This is a genomic window from Stieleria sp., from assembly GCF_041595215.1.
In the GTDB taxonomy this organism is placed as follows: domain Bacteria; phylum Planctomycetota; class Planctomycetia; order Pirellulales; family Pirellulaceae; genus Stieleria; species Stieleria magnilauensis.
Genome location: NZ_JBFHKV010000443.1, coordinates 1 through 6,349 on the forward strand (window position 1 = coordinate 1; position 6,349 = coordinate 6,349).

Here is a 6,349-nt window from a genome sequence, read left to right on the forward strand (position 1 = left end):
ACACCGTCGGCATCGCAGCACCGGATCCGCGGCGATCTTGTCACCGATCGAAAGGCCGCGAACGTCTGATCCCACCGAGACGATTCGCCCGACAAACTCATGCCCCAGGACTCGGGGCGTCTGGACCTTCAATCTGCCCGAGGCGACGGCCAGATCGGTCCGGCACAATCCGACCAGCGACACTTCGACGGTGACGTGCGCCGGTCCGCATGTCGCCGCAGCAACGTCGGTCCACAAGGTTCCCGCGTCGGTTCGAACAAGGGCATGCAATCGGGGGCCTCATGAAATGAAAAAACTTCCATCGACTCTTTTAACTTAAAGGAATCGCAACGCCACGGAAAGGTTCGGAAGATTCTTACACACCTGTACGGTGGAATACCTTATAATGACCCGAAGGGCTTCATTGGGTCCAGCCGAGGCACTTGTAATGAACAAGACCCTGCGACGGCACGCTTTCCAACGCAGAGCGTTGGTCGAGCGACTGGAGCGGCGAGATCTGTTAGCCGCCAACCCCTTCGGCACCAATCCCCTGCAGCGTTTCGACGTCTCTCGCGATGGTGCCGTCTCTCCCCTCGACGCGTTGCGCGTCCTCAATGTCATTGGCCGATCCGATGGTGTGACGGCCGATCCTGCTAAGAACATCGGCAACTTCATCGATGTGAATGGCGATGGAGTTGGATCACCACTCGATGCGCTGCATGTGCTGAATGTCCTGGCGCTGAACATCCCCCTCGTTGCCGCGACTCTACCGAATGACTCAGCACCCGGCGCGGCGACGAACCTGGATTTGATCTCCAATGACTACCGTGTTGATTTGCGCATCAGTTCGGGCGAGCTTGGCAACAAGGGTGTGTTTGCGCGAATCGATGGCGCGGGGGACGATCCCTTCGTCGACATCACGAGCGCGTTCACCCAATCGAAGGCAACGCTTTCGACGCAGCAGATCGACACGCTCGCAGGCGGCCCTCTGGCTGACGGCGATCATCGTTTTGAAATTCGCATCGGAACGCAGGGGAATCAAATTCAATTCGATTTGACCGTCGATCGCGCCGCACCGGCGCCCCAGCTGTTGGTCAATCCGACGGTGCGTCGCAGTTTCGATTCCGCCCAGCTGGATTTGGGCGAGACCGTCGCGACGCCCCTTGTGCCGACCAGCTTCGAGTTGACGATCGACGGCGGGTCACAGCATGGAGAAGCAGTTCCGATCCGTTCGGTCGATACCGTCAACGAATCGACGCGGCTGTTGTCGCTCTTCCAGTCCCTGCCTGACCAAGCATATCGACTGACAACGACAACGGCGGTCGAGGACTTGGCAGGCAATGTACTGGGTACGGGCACAGAGATTGCAAGTTTTCTCGTCGCCGATCCGCCTGGGATCAGGTCGACGTCGCCGACTGCCGGTGAAGAGTTGGTCAGTGTCATCCGCAAAACGATCGTGCGCTTTGACGAACCGGTTGATGCGTCCACGGTGACCACCGGCGCGTTCTACTTGATCGCCAATGGCGAACGGGTTGACGGTTCGATTCGGGTGTCCAGCACCGAACGGTTTGCGACTTTCTTTTATGACGCGCCGCTGCCTGCGTCGACGGAAATCAGGGTGGTCGTCGACGGGTCCAAGATCATCGGACGAGATGGCCTTGCGCTCGATGCCGACGGCGACGACGAGCCGGGCGGATTGCAGAACGCCGATTTTCGCACCCTGCCGCTGACGCCGGTGAAGGGAACGGGGGTGTTCGGATTCGTCAAAGATTCCAATTCGGGGGAACCGATCGTTGGCGCGACGATTCGTGTCGATTCCCTACCCGGAAAGAACGTTGTCACCGATGTCAACGGGCGTTTTGAATTGATCGACATGCCGGCGCCGGAGTTCTTCGTTCACATCGATGGCACAACCGCAACGAATCTACCCGCCGGCTACCTTTATCCGAACGTCGGCAAGCCCTTCCATAGCAAAGCCGGACGCTTGGTGCAGTTGAATATGGGGGGCATTCCGTTCGACATCTATCTACCACCGCTCAAAGAGACCGATATCCAAGGCTTGTCACCCTCGGAGCCGACCCTGGTCGGATTCGGCGCCGACGGGCGGGCCCGTTTGGAACAGATCCTTCCGGACATCGACCCAACCTTGTTCGATGAGTTTTCGCTCACTGTTGAGCCCGGCGCGGCGCTCGATGATTTGGGCACGCCCGCCACCACCGCAGCGATCATCCCGGTCGAGCCAGACCGGATTCCCGCACCACTGCCATCGTTCTTGGATCCACAGTTGGTCGTCTCGATCCAGGTCCCCGGCGCGACCGGTTTTGATGTCCCGGCGGAAGTCACGTTTCCGAATTTTGATGGCCTGGCTCCCGGCGAAAAATCATCGATCTTTTCGTTCGATCATGACGCCGGAAAATGGAAGCTTGTGGGCACGGGCACGGTCAGTGAAGACGGACGCCGAATCGTTTCCGACGGTGGAGTCATCGAAGCGCCGGGGTGGCACACGGCACAAACCGGAAGCCTCGCCAAGGGTGGTTACAAGGATTTTGGACAAGGGCAAGCCAGTGTCACGATCAGCGGGCTGAACCGAATTTTCACCGCTGAGAATCAGGAAGCCCAAATCGTCATCAGCAACACGTCCAACAAGCCGGTCAAGGCCAAGGTTCGGCTGGACAAGATGTCCCAGCTGACCAAGACAAGCATCGATAATATGACGCTGGATCTTGGCCCCAAAGAATCCAAAACGATCGATTTCAAAGCACGTAAGGTCACTGAGGATGAGATCAAGAAACTGCAGGATGACGACCCGAACACCAATCATGCCAAGATCTACACCGGCACGGTCAAGGTCACCGCGACCAGCGGCGGTGCACCACTTGCCGATGAAACGTTCCTGTACGCATTGATCGTCGCCAAAGATGCCAAGCTGGCCTTTCCCAATGTCTTGAAGGAAGAGGACTCACAACCGGCCGCGGACGAGAAAAAGGTTTTGCACCTGAACGTTGCCGGGCCGATCCAAGACATGAGTTTCGCCGGCGACGATCAAGACATCACGTTCGCAGGTTCGCAGGGATCGGCCACCTTCAGTGTCTTGTCCACAGAATTGCTCGACCGATTGCAAAGCCCGTCGGGCGAACTGACGTTGTCTCACAAAGGCGAAGCGTTGCCTGCGATTCCGGTCAACGCGGCCGACGCCATTCAGCTCGATCCGTTCGCGATTCGGCGTGTGTCCGGCAAAGTCACCGGCGACATCAATCAACGCTTCACGATCGAAGGGAAAGTCGAGATCGGACTCGCCGGACCGACGTTCGAACCCTTGTTTGCCATCAACGGGACCTTCGAAGTGAACGAGGAGTTCTTCCTCTTATCCGGGTCGATCACGACGAACCTGCTGGAAGATATTCCCGGGTTCGGACCGGAAGTCTTTTTGACAGAGAAAGACAAGAAGGTCTTGCGGATCAATCGCATGACCAAAAAATTTGAATTGTTCCCCAGTCAAGACGTTCCCGATCAGCCGCCGAAAGAAAACGCGTTTGTCTTGGCGGGCCTGAAGTTTACCGTGACCGACATGTTCTTGCCCGAAACGGGCGTCGGATTGGGGCTGAAGGGAAAGATCACCTTGCCGGATAAATTGGGTAACGTCGAAATCGACATCGGCTCCGGCGAAAACTCTGACAATTCGGTGATCATCACCACAGCCGGTGTGGATCTGACCGGAGCGACGGTCGCGTTTCCGGATCAACGATTCTCGATTTTCAAAGTCCAAGCCGAAGCGACGGACTTGAGCTTGGAATTCCAAAAGCGTGGCGTCGATGATCTGGGCGTCGAACGTGGAAATCGATTCCTGTTACGCGGGCAGCTGGAGTTGCTGTTTCCAAAATTCGATCCCGAGCTGCGGATTGCGGCCTCGTTTGCATCACCGGAAGATGAAGAAGCGTTGGTCGATTTAAGCGAAAGTTTGGGGAAAGCGTGGACCTTTGCATTGGAGGAAGAGCCCGAACTGGCCACGATCGATGCCAAGGCCGACAGTGCGCCGGAACCGGAGGATCCGCCGGACGATTCGTTCATCCGGCTGGAATTCAAACCCGACGGCACGCTCGGGTTGGATGCCGTCGGACGGATCGCACTGAAAAGCTGGAAGCTTGGCAAACTGGCCACGGTCGAAGATGTGTTTTTGCAGATCGACACCGTCAACGACAATTACTTGGGTTTCGCGCGAGTCCTGACACCGTTCAAGAAAGCCGGAGAGATCAACGCCTTGGTCGGATTCGAGGGCGGCGAACTGGATTTGGTTGCCGTCGGCATCGGCGAACTCAACGGTGGAGTCGGTTTTCAAATGGGAACCACTCCGATGTACCTGCAGGCAATCGGTTCCGGGGTGAAAGATCTGACCGACGGGGTCCGCGGGATCGACTTCATCGCGTCATTGACGTCGACGTTGGGGCCGGCGACCAACAAACTGTTCAAAGGGTTTTCATTGCCCGGCTTTCTCGGCGGTGCCTCTTTCGAGCCCGGCAACTTGTTGCAGATCGATGTCGGCGGGAGCGCTTCATTGGAAGGCTTCCGCGTCGGCGGCCAAGTGGTCGTCGGCGGAGACGAAGACGGTGGTCTGTTGGTCGGCACCGGCAAGGTCGTGGCAAATTTTGTCGATCCGTCAATCGTCGTCCAGGCCAAGTTGGAAGCCCTGGGTGGCCTGCTTCGGCTGGAAGGTTTAGACGGCGGTGAGTTCGCATCGCTCGCGGTCAACAGCAACTTTGACGTTGCCGGCCAAGGCAAAGCGATTGCCCAATTGCCCGACTCCCTGCCATTTCCACTGGGCTTTGCCGAAGGAAAGGTGCTCGGTTCCGCATCCGGCGTCGTTCAGTTCACCAACGACGGCATTTCCGAGAACGACTTTGTTGCGTTCTGGGGCGAGATTCCTCTGTTTACCAATCCATTCAACAGCAAGCCCGTCACGGCGGTCGCAGGCGTCCAGGTTTTTCTGGCGGCCAAGTTCCCCAATCTGATCACGAGTCTCGGAGAAGCAGCCGCGATTGCCGGTGCCAGCGGAGTTGCCAGTCAGGCCGAAGGCGAATTTACAGGACAAAAAACCTTCACGATCGAAGCCGACACCCCGTTCACCCTGTTCGCGACCCAATGGGACACGGTGTCGACGACGGCCGAAATCGAGCTGATCGATCCGACAGGCACGGTGATCGAAGAATCCGATTTCGACAGTCGGCAGGAGATCATTGTGATCAGTTCCTCCGAGACCGATCGCAACGTCGTTGTCGTCGAGCCGATGGTGGGCAACTGGACCGTCCGGCTGGTCGATTCAGAGAACGACGACCTCGGTGAAACGCAATTCACGTCGTTCCTGAGCGTTGAACCGGCCACGCTGGAACTGACCAACGTTGATTTGAGCGGCAATGAAAGCAGTCTCACGATTGACTTCGTCACGACCGAGACCACCGAAGACGCCACCGTTTCACTGTTCTTGGACACCGATCAAAACGATTTCGACGGAGCACTACTGGCCGCTGCTGTTCCGGTTGCCCTCGACGGCACGGGATCGATCGTGATCGACCTGTCAAATCTGGATTTGCCGGCCGGCGAATACTTTGTGTTCGGCGTGTTGGACGAACCCGGCAAACCGCTTGTCACGAGCGACTACGTGGATGCGGGTTTCCAGATCACCGACAACGGTGCTTTGGCCGTCGTCGACAACGTGGCTGCCGCTTGGGTCGGTGGGAACCAATTGAAGGTCCAGTGGGATGCGGTCGACGGGGCCGAGGCCTATCGCATCGGTTTGACGGACAACGCTGCCGGCGCGCCCTTGCAACAGACCCTGGTCGTCGGTGCGAACGAAACTTCGGTGGTCCTTTCCGACACGCTGCTGATCACACCACTGATCGTCGGCGAGACGTACCGATTGGAGGTGGTGGCAATCGATGTATTCGGGTCAGCGGGCCAGCGGGGCGGACAGGCGATCGGCATCGTGGGGCCAAGACCGACCGTGCTGCCGGAAACCGGCCAGTTCGACGTGTTTGCCGATCCGGGATCGACCTTCACCGGCCAGCTGTCTTTGGCCCAGGACGAAATCGCATCCATGCTGGTCGGGCCATCCAACGCCGCGATCGATAGCGATGGAGCGTTCACGTGGGACGTTCCGGCGGACGCTCAAGGATTCACGGATCTGCGGTTCAAGATCACGCCGACGATTGGTCCGGCACGTTTCGAAAACCTCGTGCTGGCTGCTCAATCTCCTCCGGCCGGAATCATCACCGGCCAGGTGTTTGACGACACGAATCGCGACGGTGTGCAAGACAGCGGCGAAAGCGGCGCCAGCGGCATCGCGGTCGAACTAGTCGATGTGCTCACGGGAGACGTG

2 protein-coding genes are annotated in these 6,349 nt (G+C 58.2%); one reads left to right on the forward strand and one right to left on the reverse strand.

Features of this window, described 5'->3' with window-relative positions; translation table 11 throughout:
- Positions 1-270 (reverse strand): alcohol dehydrogenase catalytic domain-containing protein (locus ABX749_RS17390; protein WP_372897079.1); only part of this gene is annotated, 270 nt, incomplete at its 3' end.
- A gap of 157 nt (positions 271-427) precedes the next feature.
- Here ABX749_RS17390 and ABX749_RS17395 point away from each other — a divergent pair.
- On the forward strand, positions 428-6,349 hold a 5,922-nt coding region (locus ABX749_RS17395), incomplete at its 3' end, for an Ig-like domain-containing protein (protein WP_372897080.1).